17 protein-coding genes, 1 tRNA gene and 3 pseudogenes are annotated in these 19,276 nt (G+C 51.7%); 2 read left to right on the plus strand and 19 right to left on the minus strand.

Annotated features, from left to right (window positions below):
• Nucleotides 1-244: 244 nt before the first annotated feature.
• The 15 genes and pseudogenes from atpC to ABGT54_RS04420 all read right to left on the minus strand — a co-directional run bounded on the left by atpC (nt 245) and on the right by ABGT54_RS04420 (nt 13,074).
• Complete coding sequence (gene atpC, locus ABGT54_RS04350) at nt 245-661, minus strand: ATP synthase F1 subunit epsilon (RefSeq protein ID WP_346662996.1); 417 nt, start codon at nt 659-661, stop codon at nt 245-247.
• Between the two features lie 15 nt (nt 662-676).
• Nucleotides 677-2,084: pseudogene (gene atpD, locus ABGT54_RS04355) on the minus strand (F0F1 ATP synthase subunit beta).
• A 15-nt stretch (nt 2,085-2,099) separates the two neighbouring features.
• A pseudogene (gene atpG, locus ABGT54_RS04360) lies at nt 2,100-2,995 on the minus strand (ATP synthase F1 subunit gamma); the annotation flags it as partial.
• A gap of 12 nt (nt 2,996-3,007) precedes the next feature.
• A pseudogene (gene atpA / locus ABGT54_RS04365) lies at nt 3,008-4,516 on the minus strand (F0F1 ATP synthase subunit alpha).
• 5 nt (nt 4,517-4,521) lie between these two features.
• Nucleotides 4,522-5,055, minus strand: coding sequence for an ATP synthase F1 subunit delta (gene atpH / locus ABGT54_RS04370; protein WP_346662997.1), 534 nt, complete (start codon nt 5,053-5,055; stop codon nt 4,522-4,524).
• Entirely contained in the window at nt 5,039-5,536 is a 498-nt protein-coding gene (gene atpF / locus ABGT54_RS04375; protein WP_346662998.1) for a F0F1 ATP synthase subunit B, read from the minus strand. The genes atpH and atpF overlap by 17 nt, the downstream gene beginning before the upstream one ends.
• Nucleotides 5,537-5,598: 62 nt before the next feature.
• A complete protein-coding gene (gene atpE, locus ABGT54_RS04380) occupies nt 5,599-5,826 on the minus strand; it encodes an ATP synthase F0 subunit C (protein WP_204909863.1) in 228 nt (75 codons plus the stop codon).
• A gap of 59 nt (nt 5,827-5,885) precedes the next feature.
• A complete protein-coding gene (locus tag ABGT54_RS04385) occupies nt 5,886-6,590 on the minus strand; it encodes a F0F1 ATP synthase subunit A (protein WP_346662999.1) in 705 nt (234 codons plus the stop codon).
• A 337-nt stretch (nt 6,591-6,927) separates the two neighbouring features.
• Entirely contained in the window at nt 6,928-7,392 is a 465-nt protein-coding gene (locus ABGT54_RS04390; protein WP_346663000.1) for a DUF1648 domain-containing protein, read from the minus strand.
• Complete coding sequence (locus ABGT54_RS04395) at nt 7,376-8,758, minus strand: amidohydrolase (protein WP_346663001.1); 1,383 nt, start codon at nt 8,756-8,758, stop codon at nt 7,376-7,378. Before ABGT54_RS04395 ends, ABGT54_RS04390 begins: the two co-directional genes overlap by 17 nt.
• Nucleotides 8,759-8,783: 25 nt before the next feature.
• Nucleotides 8,784-9,656: a purine-nucleoside phosphorylase gene (locus ABGT54_RS04400; protein WP_346663002.1), complete on the minus strand. Its 873-nt coding sequence runs from the start codon at nt 9,654-9,656 to the stop codon at nt 8,784-8,786.
• Nucleotides 9,640-10,167, minus strand: a complete 528-nt coding sequence (gene nrdG / locus ABGT54_RS04405; protein ID WP_346663003.1) for an anaerobic ribonucleoside-triphosphate reductase activating protein — start codon at nt 10,165-10,167, stop codon at nt 9,640-9,642. Before nrdG ends, ABGT54_RS04400 begins: the two co-directional genes overlap by 17 nt.
• 94 nt (nt 10,168-10,261) lie before the next feature.
• Nucleotides 10,262-12,451, minus strand: a complete 2,190-nt coding sequence (gene nrdD / locus ABGT54_RS04410) for an anaerobic ribonucleoside-triphosphate reductase (protein ID WP_346663004.1) — start codon at nt 12,449-12,451, stop codon at nt 10,262-10,264.
• Between the two features lie 110 nt (nt 12,452-12,561).
• Nucleotides 12,562-12,885, minus strand: a complete 324-nt coding sequence (locus ABGT54_RS04415) for a hypothetical protein (RefSeq protein WP_346663005.1) — start codon at nt 12,883-12,885, stop codon at nt 12,562-12,564.
• 116 nt (nt 12,886-13,001) lie between these two features.
• Nucleotides 13,002-13,074 (minus strand) — tRNA-Lys (locus ABGT54_RS04420).
• Nucleotides 13,075-13,201: 127 nt separating this feature from the next.
• On the opposite strand from ABGT54_RS04420, the gene ABGT54_RS04425 reads away from it, so the two are divergent.
• Together ABGT54_RS04425 and ABGT54_RS04430 are read left to right on the plus strand one after the other, a co-directional pair.
• Nucleotides 13,202-13,726 carry a DUF6512 family protein gene (locus ABGT54_RS04425; RefSeq protein ID WP_346663006.1) on the plus strand — a complete coding sequence of 175 codons (525 nt, stop codon included), beginning with the start codon at nt 13,202-13,204 and terminating at the stop codon, nt 13,724-13,726.
• Nucleotides 13,727-13,771: 45 nt separating this feature from the next.
• Nucleotides 13,772-14,458, plus strand: a complete 687-nt coding sequence (locus ABGT54_RS04430) for an L-2-amino-thiazoline-4-carboxylic acid hydrolase (RefSeq protein ID WP_346663007.1) — start codon at nt 13,772-13,774, stop codon at nt 14,456-14,458.
• A gap of 52 nt (nt 14,459-14,510) precedes the next feature.
• On the opposite strand, the gene ABGT54_RS04435 is transcribed toward ABGT54_RS04430, so the two are convergent.
• The 4 genes from ABGT54_RS04435 to ABGT54_RS04450 form a co-directional block, all read right to left on the minus strand.
• Entirely contained in the window at nt 14,511-15,122 is a 612-nt protein-coding gene (locus ABGT54_RS04435) for a V-type ATP synthase subunit D (RefSeq protein WP_346663008.1), read from the minus strand.
• Between the two features lie 378 nt (nt 15,123-15,500).
• On the minus strand, nt 15,501-16,883 hold the full coding sequence (locus tag ABGT54_RS04440; RefSeq protein WP_346663009.1) for a V-type ATP synthase subunit B: 1,383 nt from the start codon (nt 16,881-16,883) through the stop codon (nt 15,501-15,503).
• Between the two features lie 25 nt (nt 16,884-16,908).
• A complete protein-coding gene (locus ABGT54_RS04445) occupies nt 16,909-18,681 on the minus strand; it encodes a V-type ATP synthase subunit A (protein ID WP_346663010.1) in 1,773 nt (590 codons plus the stop codon).
• Nucleotides 18,674-19,261 carry a V-type ATP synthase subunit E gene (locus ABGT54_RS04450; protein WP_346663011.1) on the minus strand — a complete coding sequence of 196 codons (588 nt, stop codon included), beginning with the start codon at nt 19,259-19,261 and terminating at the stop codon, nt 18,674-18,676. Before ABGT54_RS04450 ends, ABGT54_RS04445 begins: the two co-directional genes overlap by 8 nt.
• Between the last annotated feature and the right edge of the window lie 15 nt (nt 19,262-19,276).

Here is a 19,276-nt window from a genome sequence, read left to right on the forward strand (position 1 = left end):
ACACTAGATCGCGTGTTATCTTTTTTTTTTCATAACTTTTTCCTCAGGACTGCACTCCTCCCCAGGCGCAGTCCTATTTTATGCCCGGCTTTTCACCTGGCTTTCCCCTGGTTTTCTCCTCTTTTATCCCATTTCCCCCAAAAGATCACCAAAATTGCCAGAAAAAAATCACACATAAAAGAGCCGATCCTGTCGTGCTTTTTTATGTGTGATTTTCTATATTTTATGTGTAATTTCCCGTATCCTAGATATCCCCGTGCTTATTCCGGGATGCCTTAAGCCTTGCCATGGCTCTTGCCAGCGAAGCCTGGGACAGGTGATACTCCTGGATGCTCTGCTTCTGACGCAGCCGCTCCTCGGCCCGTTCCTTTGCTTCCTCAGCCCGCTTCACATCAATGTCCTCGGGGCGCTCTGCCGTATTGACCAGCACAGACACCCGGTTGTTCATGATCTCTGCAAACCCCATGGACACCACGGCTTCCACCCATTCGGCCGTCCGGCTTACGAAACTTAAGCCCCCCGGATCCACGGCGATCACCATATTTTCATGATGGGCAAAACCCCCCTTTTGCCCGTCAGGCGCAGGGATCGTCAGGTACTGGCAGGGGCCCTCGTAAAATATTTTATCGCTGGATATGATCTTTAACGAAAATGTTCCCATGCTTTTTTACACTCCTTATGCCTGCTGCATCTGAGCCTTTGCTTTTTCTTTTACGTCCTCGATGGTTCCCACGTTAAAGAAGGCGCTTTCCGGATACTCATCCATCTCTCCGTCGATGATGGCCGCAAAGCCGCGGACTGTTTCCTCAAGCGGTAACATATTTTCCGGAGTGCCCGTAAATACTTCCGCCACAGAGAATGGCTGAGACAGGAATCTCTGTACCTTTCTTGCACGGTTTAACTGTCATCTTATCTTCTTCTGACAGTTCTTCCATACCAAGGATCGCGATAATGTCCTGAAGTTCTTTGTATTTCTGCAGGATCTCCTGCACCTTTCTCGCCACCCGGTAATGCTCTTCTCCTACCACGTCCGGCTCCAGGATCCGGGAGGTGGATTCCAGCGGATCTACCGCCGGATAGATTCCCTGCTCCACGATCTTTCTGGAAAGAACGGTGGTGGCATCCAGATGGGAAAATGTGGGTTGCAGGCGCCGGGTCTGTCAGGTCGTCCGCAGGCACATAGACTGCCTGCACGGAAGTAACAGATCCCTTTCTTGTAGAAGCGATCCGCTCCTGCAGAGCGCCCATTTCATTGGCCAGAGTCGGCTGATATCCGACTGCGGACGGCATACGTCCAAGCAGAGCGGACACCTCGGAACCCGCCTGCACAAATCGGAAAATATTGTCAATAAACAACAGCACGTTCTGATGCTCTTCATCACGGAAATATTCCGCCATGGTAAGTCCCGTCTCCGCCACACGCATACGGGCTCCCGGCGGCTCGTTCATCTGTCCGAATACCAGAGCTGTTTTGTTGATAACCCCGGACTCGCTCATCTCGGTCCAGAGGTCATTTCCTTCACGGGATCTTTCTCCCACACCGGTAAAGATAGAATATCCTCCGTGCTCGGTGGCAATGTTGTGGATCAGCTCCTGGATCAGCACCGTCTTTCCTACTCCGGCGCCTCCAAAAAGACCGATCTTTCCGCCTTTGGCATACGGAGTCAGAAGATCAATTGACCTTGATCCCGGTTTCCAGCACCTCCACAGCCGGGCTCTGCTCTTCAAAGCTTGGAGCCTTCCGGTGGATCACCCAGCGCTCGGCGTCTTCTGCGATCTCCTCTTTATCATCAATTGTTTCCCCCAGCACGTTAAAGAGACGTCCCAGGGTCTGTTCGCCTACCGGCACCTGGATCCCCGCGCCTGTGGCCGTAACTTCCATTCCTTTATAAAGTCCGTCGCTGGAAGCCAGCATGATACAGCGGGCCACATTATTTCCCACATGCTGAGCCACTTCCATGACACAGCGTTTGCCGCCGTTCTCTACCTCCAAACGCATCCTTGATGCGGGGGAGTTCTTTCTGGCTCTCAAATTCCACGTCTACAACAGGCCCCATGACCTGTATGATCTTACCCTTTGTCATAATGTTCCTGCTCACTTCCCTTTTCTGTGCATTTGCCCCGCCGATGACTTCCGTCAGTTCCTGAGTGATATCGGCCTGGCGCACACGGTTATATGTTATCCTAAGCTCATCCAGCATATCCGACGCACTGTCGGTCGCATTCTGCATTGCCTGCATCCTGGCGTTGTGCTCGCTGCAGTAAGACTCTACGAGGCAGCCATAGATCAGTCCCACCACATAGTTTGGCACAATATTATCCATAACGCTGTGGGCCGACGGGTACAGGATCATACCTTCCTGATATACGCCCGCAATGGACGGCATGTTCTGGGGCGTGAAACTGACCCTGTGCAACGGCAGGATCTTGATCTTCTCCGTCACTGCCTGCATCGCATTTTCCATCCGGGTGTAAATGATATAAATATCGTCCAGTTCCCCTTCTTCAAAAAGGGAAACCATCTCCTCCGCAATCACGCGGGCCCTGTACAGCGTCGGCTTCTGCACCGTATATCTGAATGAAGTATCCAGCAAAAGCCCCTGTTTTTTGGAAAAATACTGTCTGCCCAGCTCGCCCAGCACATACATTTTATGGATTCCCCGGCTCCGCCAGCACCTGCTCCGCCATCTTAATGACGTTATGATTGTACGCGCCGGCCAGCCCTTTATCCGCAGTGATCACGATACAGCCGATCTTGCGTTCTTCCGGCGGGATCTTCTCCCGGGTGTCGAAGAAATGGCTGTGCATATCCGGAACGTGCCGCAGGATTCTGGAAATTTCCGCCTGGATCCCAAAAAAGAAGGGTTCTGTATCCGCAAGCTTTTTTCTGGCCTGCTTCATTTTTGAAGAAGAGATCAGATACATGGCATTGGTAATCCTTTCTCGTCTCCTGGATGCTGGCCATCCTTTCTTTCAGCTCTCTTGCATTTGCCATCGTTCCACCTGCTTATCTTGTTTCTTTAAACTGCTTTACTGCCTCTATGATCTGTTCTTTCAACCCGTCGTCCAGCACTTTCTTCTCCTCCAGCGTCTGGCCGATCTGCGGGTGCTCCCGGTCAAAATACGCCAGCATATCCATCTGAAATTCTTTGACCTTTGCCGTTTCCACGTCCATCATCAGACGGTTTGTCGCCGCCACAAGGGTAATCTACCTGTTCCTGCATGGACAGCGGCCTGCCAAGAGGCTGTTTTAAAAAGTTCCGTCAGGACGGCGCCGTATTTCAGCTGTTCCCTGGTTGCTTCATCCAGATCCGAACTGAACTGGGTAAAGGATTCCATTTCCCTTGCCTGGGCAAGGTCGATACGGATGCTTCCGCTGGCCTTTTTCATCGCCTTGGTCTGGGCCGCGCCGCCCACACGGGATACGGAAAGCCCTACATTGACCGCCGGGCGCATGCCGGCGTTAAAAAGGCTGCTCTCCAGAAAGATCTGCCCGTCTGTAATGGAAATGACGTTGGTGGGAATGTACGCAGACACGTCTCCCGCCTGCGTCTCGATGATCGGCAGAGCCGTAATGGAACCGCCTCCCGCCTCTTCATTTAACCGGCTGCTTCGCTCCAGCAATCTGGAATGCAGATAGAAGACATCTCCCGGATAGGCTTCACGTCCCGGAGACCGTCCCCAGCAAAAGCGAAATGGCGCGGTAGGCCACCGCATGCTTGGACAGATCGTCATAAATGATCAGCACATCTTTTCCCTGATACATAAAATATTCTGCAAGCGCAGTCGCAGAATAAGGCACGATATACTGCAGCGGCGCGCACTCGCTGGCCGTTGAGCAAAATACCGTGGTATACTCAAGCGCGCCATGTTTGCGAAGGGTATTTACCAGCTGCGCTACTGTGGACGCCTTCTGGCCGATCGCTACATAGATGCAGATCACATCTTTCCCCTTCTGATTAAGGATGGTATCCATGGCGATCGATGTTTTTCCGGTCTGGCGGTCTCCAATGATCAGCTCACGCTGTCCCCGCCCGATCGGGAACATCGAATCAATGGACAAGATTCCTGTCTCCAGCGGCACGCTGACCGACTTACGTTCCACAATGCCGGGAGCCTCCTGCTCTACCGGCCGGTACTCGCTGGCCTCGATCCCGCCCCGCCCGTCGATGGGGGAGCCCAGAGCGTCCACGATCCTTCCGATGTAGGCCTCTCCTACCGGAATGCCGGCGCGTCTTTTTGTCCGGGCTGCTTTTGTTCCCTGTGTAACTTCGCTGTCATCTCCAAACAAGATGCAGCTGATCTCATTTTGTTTGATATCCTGAACCATGCCTTTCAGGCCGTTTTCCAGGGTAATGATCTCGCCATACATGGCATGGTCCAGACCATAGATCGTGGCGATCCCGTCTCCTACGGAAACCACCGTCCCTACTTCCTGGTTGCGGCTGATCTCGTCATAGTTGTTTATTTCTTCTTTTATGATAGAGATAATCTCATCTGAACTGATTGCGCGCAATCCATTCACCTCCAGGTTAATTTTTGTTCCAGCCTGCTAAGCCTTCCTTCTACGCTGTAATCATACTCTTTGTCGCCGACAGACAGAATAAAGCCGCCAAGAAGAGTTTCGTCATGGACAAGCTTCCAGTCTACCGAAGAAGCCTGCTCCGTTTTGCAAAGAAAATGTTCCATTCTCTGTTTCTGCTCTTCTGTCGGCAGCGTGGTGTATCGCAGCGTTGCGGTAATAACCCCCTGCGCCGCCTGTTTTCTCTCCTCATAGGCTTCCAGGATCTCTTCCAGAAGCCCTGCCTTGTCGTGATCTGTCAGCACCTTTAAAAAGCTGCGGATCCCGGCCGGAAACACCCGGTCAATGACGCGGTGCTTCTGGATTCTGGAGACCGCCGGATTCTTTAATGCTTCCCGAAGTTCCGGCGACTCCTGCCAAAGCATTTTTGTTCTTTCCACGGCTTCTTCATCGGCCTGCCGCTCATACAGAACCTGCGCGTAACGAAGGGCTGCCAGAGAACAGTACTTCTGTTGATTATTCTGCTGCGCCATGGGGATCACCTGTTTCTTCTAGAAATTGGTCGTAAGCCGACGTATCGTCCGCTCCCCGGCCGCCATTTACAAGAACCTTTCTGGCAGCGTCCATTGCAAGAGACGCAACCTGCGATTTCATATCTCTTATTGCCTGCTCTCTCTCCATGTCCATATTGTCTCTGGCGCTCTGTATCAGCTTTTGGGCCTCGTTGTCCGCATCGCTTACGATACGGTCATACTCCGCCTTTGCCTCCTGCTTCGCCCTCTCGATCATCTGGGAAGATTCTTCCTTTGCTCCCTGAAGTTTTGCCTCATACTGACTCTTTAGCTCCAGCGCCTCTGTCTGGCTGGTTTCTGCATTTTTTAAGCCGTCGGCGATCATCGCCTCCCGCTTTTCCATAATATCCATCACCGGCCGGAACAAAAATTTCCGCAGGATCAGGAACAGGACCACCAGATTGATCATGGTAAGGACCAGGTTAAAATCTACTCTCAGCACTTATTTTTCCCTGCCTTTCTTCTTCCAACTGTCGAAAATCCTCCTACTGCAAGGAACATTTCCTACTGCAGGAAGAAGATGATCAGGATCGCGATAATAAATCCGTAGATCGCGGTTGCCTCTGCCAGCGCACATCCAAGGATCAGGTTCTTACTGATCTTTCCCTCTGCCTCCGGCTGCCTTGCGATCGCGTCTACTGCCTTCGCGGTTGCGATACCGATACCGATTCCTGCTCCAATACCTGTTAAAACTGCTGCTGCTGCTCCGATTGCAATAATTGTACCTGTCATAATTGTCTGATCTCCTTTTCTCTACAAAAAATTTTTATTTTATGAAGTTTTTTGTCCTGCTATTCCATCTCCTCGTTCATAAACAAGGCCGTCAGGAATACGAATACATAGGCCTGCAACAGGCCGTCAAAAATGTCAAAATAGAAGCTGAGCGGTATCGGCACCAGAAACGGGACGACCGCCTTCACAAGCTCCATGACCACAAACCCGCCCAGGATATTTCCAAAAAGCCGCATACAAAGCGACAGCGGGCGGATAAAGATCTCCAGTACAAGGACCGGAGTCACCACCGGCACCGGTTTGGTAAAATGCACGCACCAGTGCTTCAGTCCGTTTTTATGAATCCCCGAATATTCGATCAGTAGCATGCTCATGATCGCCAGCGCCGCTGTTACATTTAAGTCCTTGGTGGGCGGCTTAAAGCCTGCAAGGCCGATCAGGTTGGCCACCGCGAGGTAAAGAGCCACCGTCATCAGCCATGGAATGTAACGCCGGTTGGACTTCCCGATGATCCCCTCAAAGAAATCACTTCCCCAGGTGATCACCGACTCCAGCGCAAGTTGCACTTTCCCGGGATTTTCCACCTTCAGATTTCTCACAAACACTATTGAAAGGACCGCCAGAACCGCCATGATGATCCAGGTCACAACCACGGCTTCATCCACGCCAATCCCGCCGAATATGGGAATTTCAAAAACCGTCTCACAAGTTAATTGCTCTAACAGCTCATTCGTTAACTCTTCCGTACTATCCCCTTCCTTCATCATACCTTTTCATAAGTTTAAATTACCTTACTGCTAATTATAAGAAAAGTCAATAACCCAAAAATATTTCTTAACAAAGAACAGGCATATCCACAAATTCCCCGCCGCTTGTGCATTAACCACACACAGCAAGGCCTCTCTCCCGTAAAAATTATGCAAATTCAACATATCCAGAATGCAACTTTAATTTTTGCAAAGTTTTTTGCACAATTCGCACAATACAAGCCGCAAAAGACGCGGGATTTTCTACAAAGTCAATTGGGGACGTAGACCTTTTGCAAAGGTCTACGTCCCCAATTGACTTTTACCCTGTACCTTTTTGACTTTTACCCTGTACCTATCTGCACCGCCAAAGGAGAATCATCCAAAACGCTATATCTCCAAACACAAGCGCCAGCATCACCGGCATAGACCATCCCGGCAATGGTCTGGCCAGCGTAATGCACACAAACAGAAACGTAAAAATCATCTCTATGGCCAGCTTCAGAGTTTCCAGCATGTACTTCAAGATCCGATATACCCGCTCCCGATTCTCAGCAGTCACTTTCACACCTGTGTTCCAGATCTGCGGGATTTGCTCTACTCCCGTACAGAGAAGATACAGCCCCCACTGCATCACCAGCATAAAAATAAGGATTCCTTTCCCTCCCCATTTGTCAATCTGCCCGGAAGCGCCAAAATGCATCGGCAGCTTATCTGGAAAAGTCCCCCATCCGGCCAGAAGATAAAAAGTCGTGCCCGCCAGCAGGACAATGCACAAAATCTGCAATATTTTATCCGCAATACTACTTCTTACTTTCATCGTACATCCTCCTCTTGCATCTGTCTGTGATCTCCTGTGCTTTTCTGTATATTTCTTCCGGGTCTTCTCCTACGGAAAATCTGCCGTTTTCGTACAGGATCCGACCGTTTACCATGGTGAGCTTCACGTTTTGTTTGCTGCCGCTGTACACCAGGTTTTTGGAAATGTTGTTCAGCGGCTGCATGTTGGGCTGATGAAGGTCGATCATAACCAGATCTGCGAATTTTCCCGGCTCCAGGGTATCACAATCCTCAAGCCCCATGGCTGCGGCGCCTCCCATCGTAGCCATGCCAAGGACCTGGTCTGCGTCTGCTGCGGCCGCATCCCTGTCTTTTAACTTGGCAAGCCCTGTAACGAGAAACATTTCCCGGAACATATCCAGACAATTGTTGCTGGCGGGTCCATCGGTACCGATCCCGATAACAAGCCCTTTTTCCATCATGCGACTGATCGGCGCGATCCCGCTGGCAAGCTTGGTATTGGATCCCGGATTGGTGATCACGGCAAGCCCCCGCCGCCGAAAGATTTCCTGATCTTCTTCTGTCAGATAAACGCAGTGGAAGCCCCCGCCGCCGTAGTTGAACATCCCCAGCGAATCCAGATATGCCGTAGGCGTCATACCCGTCCGCTCCAGGCACTGCTCTACTTCCGTGCGGGTCTCGGAATTGTGGGTATACACCGGTGCCTGATACTTTTTCGCCAGCGCGGCGATTTCCCGAAGCAACGGTTCCGATGTGGTGTATTCCGCATGAAATCCCAGCCGGAAGCTGATCAATTCATGCGATCCGTTCAGCGTCTGATACCAGGTTTCCATTTCCTCCACTGACTGGGAAAAATCATTGACCGCCCCGCACAGCACAGTACGAAATCCCATATCTGTCGAAGCCCGGGCAATGGTCTTTGGCGTCAGATACATATCAAAATTAGCGGTGATCCCACTGGTCAGATATTCCAGAATGGCAAGCTTCGACAATTCATAAATATCTTCCCCTGTCAGTTTTGCTTCCATAGGAAAAACCTGTTCATTCAGCCAGGCCTGCAACGGCAGGTCATCCGCAAAGGATCTAAGAAATGTCATGCCTGAATGGGTATGGGCATTTTTAAATCCGGGCATCAGCAAGTTCCCGCCCGCATCTATCTCCCGGTCCCATGTCCCGCCATTCGGCTCTGCCTTCCCACCGTCCGCCTCTGCTTTCCCGACCCCCGGCTCTGCTTTCCCGACCTCTGCTCCGGCCTCCGGCCCCATGTCCTCTCCCGGCATCCCCACATAGGAGATCCGGTTTCCCCGGACATGCAGCTCGCCTTCTGTTATCTTCATTCCTTCCGCCATGGTCAGGATCCTTGCATTGTAAAACCGTATATTCAAGATCACCCCTCCTTTTCTCTGCGGTTTACTTCCCCATATTGATAATGGCAGCTGTCACCAGCTTTTCAAACAGCGGCCCCACCCGGTCCGCCGTTTCCTGCACCTCCTGGTGGCTAAGCGGCTGATCCGACAGGCCGCAGGCCAGATTGGAAATACAGGAAATGCCGCAGATCCGCATTCCCATGTGATTCGCCGCGATGCCTTCGCAGGCCGTACTCATCCCCACGGCGTCCGCCCCCAGGATCCGGCACATCCGCACCTCCGCAGGCGTCTCAAAATTAGGTCCCGTCAACTGAATATAGGTTCCTTCGCGAAGCGTGATCTCCAGACTCTTTGCCGTCCGCCGAAGCAGCTCCTGAAGATCCTTGTCATATACTTCAGACATGTCGCAGAACCGCGGCCCAAGACTCTCCAGATTCGGCCCGATCAGCGGCGACGGCACAAAACTTGCGATCTGATCCTTGATCAGCATAAAATCTCCGGCTGCAAACTCCGGATTTATACCCCCTGCAGCATTGGTCAGAAATAAAATCTCCGCTCCCAGAAGCCGCATCAGGCGGACAGGCAGCACCACATCCTCCATGGCATAGCCCTCATAATAGTGAACCCGCCCCTGCATAGCTACTACCGGCACCTCTTCCACATACCCAAAAAGGAAACGCCCCTTGTGTCCGGGAACCGTAGACACCGGAAATCCCTCGATCTCATGGTAATCCACCGTCTGTACCACCCGGATCCGCTCTGCGTAATTTCCAAGCCCTGATCCCAGTACCAGCGCCACCTTTGGACGAAATTCCACTTTCTCTGCCACGGATCTGTAACATTTCAGCAATTTCTCATACACCGGATTTCCGCATCCTTCCGCTTCCAATTTCCAATTCTCACACGCCCGGCTCATACAATACCACCTCTTTCTGTTTCAGGCTCTCCGGGACATTGATCAGCCGCTGGTTGGACGACCCCCGGAACAAAAGGGTAATATCCTTTTTCGCCTCCACGAACCGGCCGTCCACCAGCACGTCGATCATGGACAGCATTTCATCCGTAAACGCACATCTGGCACGGCTTTCTTCCAGCAACTCTTTATCAAACAGATATCCGGTATAGCACCACACCGTTTTCTGCGGATATCTTTCTTTAAACTTCCGCAAAAGCCCCACCATCACTTCCTGATTGGCCGGCTCAAACGGCTCTCCTCCAAGAAGACTTAATCCCGCGATATATCCCGGCGCGGCTGCGTCAAGGATTTCTTCTTCCGTCTCCTGTGTGTATTCTTTCCCAAAAGAAAAATCCCAGGTCTCCTGGTTAAAACATCCCGGGCAGTGATGGGTGCACCCGGACACAAAAAGGGAGACCCGCACTCCCTCCCCGTTCGCAATGTCATATTTTTTTATTTCTCCGTAATTCATGGTCCTCTCCCTAAAATACATTTCCTGCTTTTCTTAGTATAGCAAAGGCGCCAGGTCTTTCAAAGACCCGGCGCCCTATTTCACAAATATTTTTTTACAGATGCAGTACCCGGTCTTTGATCTCCTGGGTCCTTCCCTGGTTCCAGAACTGCGTGCCAATATAACCGCAGGTTCTTCTGGCTACAAACATTTTGTCCTGATCCCGGTTGCCGCAGTTGGGGCATTCCCAGATCAGCTTGCCGGACTCATCTTCCTTGATCTGGATCTCTCCGTCATAGCCGCAGCACTCGCAGTAATCACTCTTTGTGTTCAGCTCTGCATACATAATGTGATCGTAAATGAACTGCATCACAGACAGCACCGCCGGCAGATTGTTCTGCATATTCGGCACCTCGATATAACTGATGGCGCCTCCGGGCGAATGCTTCTGAAATTCCGACTCAAATTCCAGCTTGTGGAATGCGTCGATCTCCTCTGTCACATGGACATGATAGCTGTTGGTAATATAATTTTTATCTGTAACTCCCTCAATAATACCAAAACGCTTCTGCAGGCATTTCGCGAATTTGTAAGTGGTGGATTCCATCGGGGTTCCGTAGACGGAATAACTGATGTGTTCTGCTTCTTTCCACTCCTTACATTTATCATTGAGCCGCTGCATCACCTGCATGGCGAACGGACTTGCCTCCGGATCGGTATGGGACTTGCCCAGCATCCGCACACACATTTCATAAAGGCCCGCATAGCCAAGAGAAATGGTGGAATACCCGTTATACAAAAGCCTGTCGATCTTCTCGCCCTTTTTCAATCTTGCCAGAGCTCCGTACTGCCACAGGATCGGCGCCACATCAGAGATGGTTCCCAGGAGTCTCTCGTGGCGGCACCTAAGAGCCCGGTGGCAAAGCTCCAGTCTTTCATCCAGGATTTCCCAGAACCGATCCATATCTCCCTCTGAGGAGCAGGCCACGTCCACCAGATTAATGGTGACAACGCCCTGGTTAAATCTTCCGTAAAATTTGTGGCTGCCATCGGCGTTTCTCTGTGAATCTTCCACTGTCAGGAAGGAACGGCATCCCATGCACGGATAAACCTCTCCCTGCTTTAATTCCTTCATGATCTTTGCAGAAATGTAATCCGGCACCATGCGTTTTGCCGTACATTTTGCCGCCAGTTCTGTCAGGTGCCAGTATTTGGTATCCTGACGGATATTATCTTCATCCAGCACATAGATCAGTTTCGGAAATGCCGGTGTGATCCACACGCCTTTTTCATTTTTCACGCCCTGCATCCGCTGGATCATCACTTCTTCGATGATCATGGCCAGGTCGTCTCTGGTCTGGCCTTCCGGCACCTCGTCCAGGTACATAAATACCGTTACAAACGGAGCCTGCCCGTTACAGGTCATCAGTGTGATCAGCTGATACTGAATGGTCTGGATTCCGCTGCGGATCTCTTCCTTCAGCCGTCTTTCCGTCACTTTGCTGATGATCTCTTCATCCATGGACTCGCCACATTCCTCCCGCTCTGCGATCACACATTTACGGATCTTCTGGCGGCTGATATCTACAAAGGGCGCCAGATGAGCCAAAGTAAAGGACTGTCCGCCGTACTGATTGCTGGCCACCTGCGCCACGATCTGTGTCGTCACATTGCAGGCGGTAAAAAAGCTGTGTGGCTTTTCAATCAGAGTTTCACTGATCACAGTCCCGTTCTGCAGCATATCTTCCAGATTGATCAGGTCACAGTTGTGCTCCTTCTGTGCAAAATAATCCGAATCATGGAAATGTATAATCCCTTCCTCATGGGCTCTTACGATCTCCTCCGGCAAGAGCACACGTTTTGTCAGATCCTTGCTTACCTCTCCGGCCATATAATCTCTCTGCGTGGAGTTGATCACCGGATTTTTATTGGAATTTTCCTGATTGACTTCTTCATTTAAATGCTCGATCAGCGCCAGGATCCCGTCGTCTGTGGTGTTGGTCTTTCTGGCCAGCTCCCGTTTATAACGGTAGCGGACATACTTCTGCGCCACCTCATACCCGCGCATCTCCATGATGCTGGTTTCCACCAGATCCTGGATATCCTCCACATTAACTGCGTGCGTGGATTCCTTCACCATCTCTGCAATCTTCTCAGCGATCGCCACAATCTGGTACTCATTCATCTGATGGATCCTGTCCACCTCTGCATTCGCCTTTGTGATCGCATTGATGATCTTGGAAATGTCAAAAGAAACCTCTTCCCCGTTTCTTTTGATTACTTTCGTCTTAACATTTATCTCCATACTTCCCCGTTTCCTTTCCACCAAATATAGATATACACATTTTCCAAGGCACAATATCTTGTGCAGATAATATCATACAATAAAACGCCGGAAAAGAAAAGGGGGAATTTTTAAATTTTATTTGTGATTTTTAAAATATTTACAGAGCGCTCCCGCGCTTCGCCTCGGTCGTGGCTTTCGACTTCCCTGGCCGCAACTTCGCAACGCACCTCCTCTTCGCGCTCCCGCGCTTCGCCTCGGTCGTGGCTTTCGCTTTCCCAGACCGCAACTTCGCAACGCACCTCCTCTTCGCGCTCCCGCGCTTCGCCTCGGTCGTGGCTTTCGCTTTCCCAGACCGCAACTTCGCAACGCACCTCCTCTTCGCGCTTTCGCGCTTCGCCTCGGTCGTGGCTTTCGCCACATAAGAAGTGGGAGCTGGCAGCACGGGTACGCAAGCGTCCCCGGCTGCCGTCTCCCACTTCTTGCGTTGCTCAATTGCTACACGCAATTGCTACACGCAAAAAATCGCCGACCCCGCAGCTCCTGTGGCTGCAAAATCAGCGATTTTGACTGCGCGATCAGGGGTTCGAACCCTGGACACCCTGATTAAGAGTCAGGTGCTCTGCCAGCTGAGCTAATCGCGCATTTCTGTGTTGTTGCTTAACGCAAGAGCTATTATATAACAGTTCTTTTTAGAATGCAAGTATTTTTTTCTGGTTTTGTTCATATTTTTTTACCCCTGCACATATACTTCTACGGGGAGTGATGAATATGATCTATGTTCTGCGTAAGTGGATCCGCAAGGATGATCTTCGATCTGTGACTGCCGTAATTGTGCTTGGCTCTCTCTGCCATTTTCTCTATGACTGGTCCGGCGGGCTTTCTCTGGTCGCCTTGTTCTGTCCTGTCAATGAATCGGTCTGGGAGCATCTGAAACTTTTATATTTCCCATTTCTTCTTGTTTCTCTTGTTTCTTTCCGGCGTTCTTCTCCACGCCCGGATCTGTTTTTTTATTCCCGGTTTCTTGGCGTCTTACCGGCGCTTCTTTTCATCCTTGCATCGTATTATACTTATACTGGAATTCTGGGACGGCATTTCCTCCTTGTGGATCTTATTCTCTATGTCTGTTCCGTCTTTGCCGCCTTTGCCGCCTCTTCGTATTTTTACCGGAATCTGCGGCGCACGCCCTCTGTGTCCGGAGTTGTCTTTCTCTGGATCGCCCTGGCTTTTGTGTTTTTTATTTTTACCGGGTTCCCGCCCAATCTTCCATTGTTTTTCCCTCCGGATATAGTATAATCAAATTATACTATTGACCGATTTTTTACGGAAGGAGTACATACTATGAAAGAGGAAGCTGCCAGATGCAGGATCGAACACCATGCCGTTCTTTTCGCACTCCTGGCAAAACACGCGATGGAAGCTTGTGGCGATGAAGGCCGGGAGGCCATTCTGGCCGGTATGACCGCCTATGGTAATGAACGGGGAATGCGGATGGCCCAGAATGCTCTTGCGCGTCAGGATGAACGAAACACTATGACCAGCCAGGCTTATGGCGAATGGAAACCGGACTATGAAGGCCAGATGGAATTCGGCCAGATCCGGACCGAGCCCACGCTGCAGACCTACATATCCAAATGCGCCTGGTGCGACGCCTGGGAAAAACATCATCTCACAGAATACGGAAAGCTCTACTGCGTAAATGTGGACAATGCCGTTTACCAGGGCTTCCGGTCCGATCTCACCTGCGTCCATCTTTCCACCTCTATGAGCTGGGGCGGAGAGCAGTGTAAATTCGACTGGGGGCATCCAATCTCCGGGGAAGAACTGCAGCGCAAAAAAGCGGAACTGGGAGATTCCTGTATCCGGGATTTTAATTTCCATACCGCCCATCTGAAATACACCATCAGCCGGTTTCTCATCAATTATCTGGGCGAGGACGGTCAGGAAGCCGTATCCCGCGCACTTCAGGAATATGTCGATATCTTCGGGCAGGAATACCTGGACGTCCTGGAGGGACAATATCCATAGAACCCAAAGAATTCCCGGTGTTTTTTGCACTCCGCGAAAACACCGGGAATTCTTAAAATTTTTTCTTTATTACTTTTAACCTTGTAAACTCTTCTCGTTCTTTTTCTTCCAGCGCGTTAGTAATCGTATACACCAGATTGCTGTACATCGGTATCGTTATATTTTTCAGGGCATTTGCCCGTTTCTGTGTTTTCTTAATATTGGCAGCAAGCCGGTATGCCGAATTTTCCACTTCCGACAACTTGATGGTAAGTTCCTTTACTTCCCGGAACGCCTCTCTTGCAATATCCACAGACTCACGGGTCGTCCCAAAAGAATAGGTCAGGTCATTCTGCCTGTCGTCATATCTGACGTGGGGAATCTCAGTTCCCATGATGCTCCGGGTCTGTATGCGGATAGACTCTTCGATAGGTACGGTAAACGCCAGTTCCTGCACCCTGCTGATGCCGTGTTCAATATTGGCCCTCTGCAGGCAGGCGTACGCCTTTGTAAACGTGGCGTCAATCTGCTCCTGAATGTCTTTTGCCTCATCGATCAGCCCCATCAGCTCTTTCAGCAAAATATTTCTCTTTTTATCCATCAGCTCATATCCCTGATGAGCAAGCGCCAGCGAATTTTTCGCCAGCATCAGGTTTCCCTTGGTTGGAAATTCTCTTGGATCCATATGCCGCCTCCTCTCACTCCCCCGTCCACGTGAAGCAGTCTTGCGCCGTGGACCTCGCAGCCTTGCTGCTCGGTCACGTCGCTCTGCTTCCTCTCTCTCCTCATCCACGTGAAGCAGTCTTGCGCCGTGGACCTCGCAGCCTTGCTGCTCGGTCACGTCGCTCTGCTTCCTCTCTCTCCTCATCCACGTGAAGCAGTCTTGCGCCGTGGACCTCGCAGCCTTGCTGCTCGGTCACGTCGCTCTGCTTCCTCTCTCTCCTCATCCACGTGAAGCAGTCTTGCGCCGTGGACCTCACAGCCTTGCTGCTCGGTCACGTCGCTCCCAGCCATGCCATCGGACACAAGTGCATGCAAGCATGTCTTGTGTCCGATGGCGCGGCTAGTCTGCTTCACGTGGATAGTATTTTTCGATGAGTTTTGTGTCGATCCGGTCCAGTTCTTCTTTGGGCAGCATTCCCAGAAGCTCCCATCCCAGATCCAGTGTCTCCTGTATGGTCCGGTTTTCTCCGGGCCCCTGCCCGATATAGCGCTGCTCAAATGCTTCTCCGAACTTCAGATACTGTTTGTCGATGGGAGACAGCTCGTCTTCTCCGATGACCGACGCCAGATTTCTGGCTTCCCCTACTTTTGCATAAGAAGAAAAGAGCTGGTTTGCCAGATCCTGATGGTCCTCTCTTGTATACCCCTCGCCGATGCCATCCTTCATCAGACGGGACAGAGACGGCAGGATGCTGATTGGCGGATAGATGGCCTGCCCGTGCAGCGTCCGGTCCAGCACCACCTGTCCTTCCGTGATGTATCCGGTCAGATCCGGAATGGGATGGGTAATATCATCATTTGGCATCGTCAGGATGGGCAGCTGGGTCACAGACCCGCCGGCCGATTCCACAATGCCTGCCCGTTCATAGATTGTAGCAAGCTCGCTGTACAGATATCCGGGATATCCTTTTCTGGATGGAATCTCTCCCTTTGAAGAGGATACTTCCCGCATTGCCTCTGCAAATGACGTCATATCGGTCAGGATCACCAGAATGTGCATATTCTGCTCAAAGGCCAGATATTCCGCCGCTGTCAGCGCCACCTTTGGCGTGATGAGCCGCTCTACCACCGGGTCGTTGGCCAGGTTCAGAAACATACACACATGATCCGACACGCCGCTTTCTTCAAACGTCTTACGGAAAAAATCCGCCACGTCGTGCTTGACGCCCATAGCAGCAAACACGACGCCAAATTCCCCGTCCGCCCCCTCGCCCAGAGACGCCTGCTTTACAATCTGGGCCGCCAGCTGGTCATGAGGCAGGCCATTCCCGGAAAAGATCGGAAGCTTCTGTCCCCGGATCAGTGTCGTCAGCCCGTCGATGGCCGAGATCCCCGTCCGGATATAATTTCTGGGATATTCCCGGCGCACCGGATTCAGCGGCAGGCCGTTTACGTCCCGCAAGTCTGAAGATACGATTGGTCCCAGTCCGTCCACAGGCGTCCCGATCCCGTTAAAGGTCCTTCCCAGCATCTCCACAGACACCGCCACTTCCATGGGCCGTCCGGTCAGCCTGGTGTGCGTGTTTCCAAGAGACATATCCTGCGTCCCTTCAAACACCTGGATCACCGCCTTATCCTGATCCAGTTCAATAATGCGTCCCATCTTCCGGGTCTTTCCTTCTATGGTAAATTCTACGATCTCATCATAAAACGCGTCCTGCAGTCCCTCCAGGACCACCAGCGGTCCATTGACACTGCTTAGTCCCAAATATTCAATTGCCATTCCGCCAGTGTCCTCCTTCCCTCTGTTATCCGTTCTTCTCGATCACACGGTTGCAAAACTCATCAATCTCCCTTTTGTACAGATCCAAAAGCTGCAGATTATCATTGGGCACATCGTATTTCATGGCGATCACTTTTTCAAACATTCCCTCTGCCTTCAATACAGACATTGGCATGCCCATTGCCACCAGATCCCGACTTTTCTTATAAAGATACAAGATCACATCCATCATCTTAAACTGTTTTTCCATCGACACACAGGTATCGTCCTTGTGAAAAGCGTTCTGCTGCAGAAATCCCAGACGGATCACTTTAGCTGTCTCCAGCACCAGCTTCTGATCATCCGGGAGCACATCTGCGCCGATCAGCTTTACGATCTCCATCAGGCTGCTTTCCTGGTTCAAAAGAGCCATCAGACGATTCCGGTAATCCACAAACTTCGGCGAAACATAATCCGTATACCAGCCGCTTAAGTCCGTCAGATATTCACTGTAGCTGGACAGCCAGTGGATCGCCGGGAAATGTCTGGCATAGGCAAGCGACTTGTCCAGTCCCCAGAAACAGCGGACAAACCGCTTCGTATTCATCGTCACCGGTTCCGAGAAATCTCCTCCCTGCGGGGAAACCGCCCCGATGATCGTCACAGATCCTACCGTGCCGTTCAGATTCTGCATCATCCCCGCCCGCTCATAAAAAGCCGACAGCCGGGAAGCCAGATAGGCGGGAAATCCTTCCTCTGCCGGCATCTCTTCCAGACGCCCGGACAGCTCTCTAAGCGCCTCTGCCCACCGGGAGGTGGAATCTGCCATAATCGCCACGTCATACCCCATATCCCGGTAATATTCCGCCAGTGTAAGTCCCGTATAGATGGAAGCTTCCCTGGCTGCCACCGGCATATTGGAGGTGTTGGCGATCAGCGTTGTCCGGTCCATCAAAGGATTGCCGTTCCTTGGATCCGTCAGCTGGCCGAACTCCTCCAGCACCTGCGTCATCTCATTGCCCCGTTCTCCGCATCCGATATAAATAATGATGTCCGCATCCGACCATTTTGCGATCTGATGCTGCGTCATGGTCTTTCCTGTCCCAAACCCGCCGGGGATTGCCGCTGTCCCCCCTTTTGCGATGGGAAACATGGTGTCCAGGATCCGCTGCCCGGTAAGCAGCGGTACACCGGCCGGATACCGCTGGTGCGCCGGTCTTGGCACCCGGATCGGCCAGCGCTGCATCATCGGCAGTTCTTTGACTGTCCCGTCCTCCAGACGGACCGCAACCAGAGGATCTGATATCCGGTAAGCCCCGTCCGGGACTGCCGACACTACGATTCCTTCTATGTCCGGCGGCGCCATACATTTGTGCACAATGGCGCGGGTCTCAGGCACCTCGGCGATCACCGTCCCCCCGTGGATCCGTTCTCCTTCTTTTACGGTAATGTGGGCGTCCCAGAGCCGGTCCATATCAAGGTTGTCCACGCTGACGCCCCGGGTAATAAAGGCCCCCGCTCTGTCCGCGATCCGCTCCAGCGGCCGCTCCACTCCGTCAAAAATATGATTCAATATGCCGGGAGCAAGCGTCACAGACACCGCCGCGTCCGTACCTTCCACCATTTCCCCGGGCCTTAGTCCGCTGGTCTCCTCATAGACCTGGATGGTCGTCGTCTCCTTATCAAGCGAGATCACCTCTCCCACCAGCTTCTCCCTGCCTACATACACCATCTCCGACATTTTAAAATCTGTTTTCCCTTTCAGGGAGACCACCGGGCCATTGATGCCATATATCGTTCCAATCTTCACACTATGCACCCAGATCACCTCCCCGGAATACGAACCTTTGATACTCCCGCTCCATAGCCCCCCGAAAGGCGTGGTCGATCAGAATATTCCGGTTTTTTATCACCGCCCGGATACCGCCTCCAAAATCCTCTCTGCTGACGGTAACCTCCCTGCCGGTGCGAGCCTCCAGATACTCTTTTTTATCCGCATCCGAAGGATTGATATAGATCGTCATCTCATCGCCGTCCGCAAAAGAAGCTGCTTTTTCGACATAGTCCGCCAGCAGCTGTCGGTAGGCTTCGGTCTTCATATACTCCTGTAATAATTCCTCCACCTCTTCAAACAACTTCTGCTTCAGTTCACTCTGCACCCGGGAAACCTCCCGCTTCAGCTCCAGCTGTGCCCGGGACGCTGTCATATTCAGCTGCTGCCTGGCGCTGACCTCCTCTGCCTTGATCCGGGTCTCGGACTGACGTCTGGCCTCTTCACAGTGCTGTTCAAACACACTGTACAGCGCATCCTCATGCTGTTTTATGATAGCGTTTCCCTCTGCCCTTGCTTCTTCCATGGCAGCGGTCTGCAGATGAAATACCTTTTCTTCTATTGTCATGGACGTCACCTTCTC

It is taken from the genome of uncultured Merdimonas sp. (assembly GCF_963929015.1).
GTDB lineage: Bacteria > Bacillota > Clostridia > Lachnospirales > Lachnospiraceae > Merdimonas.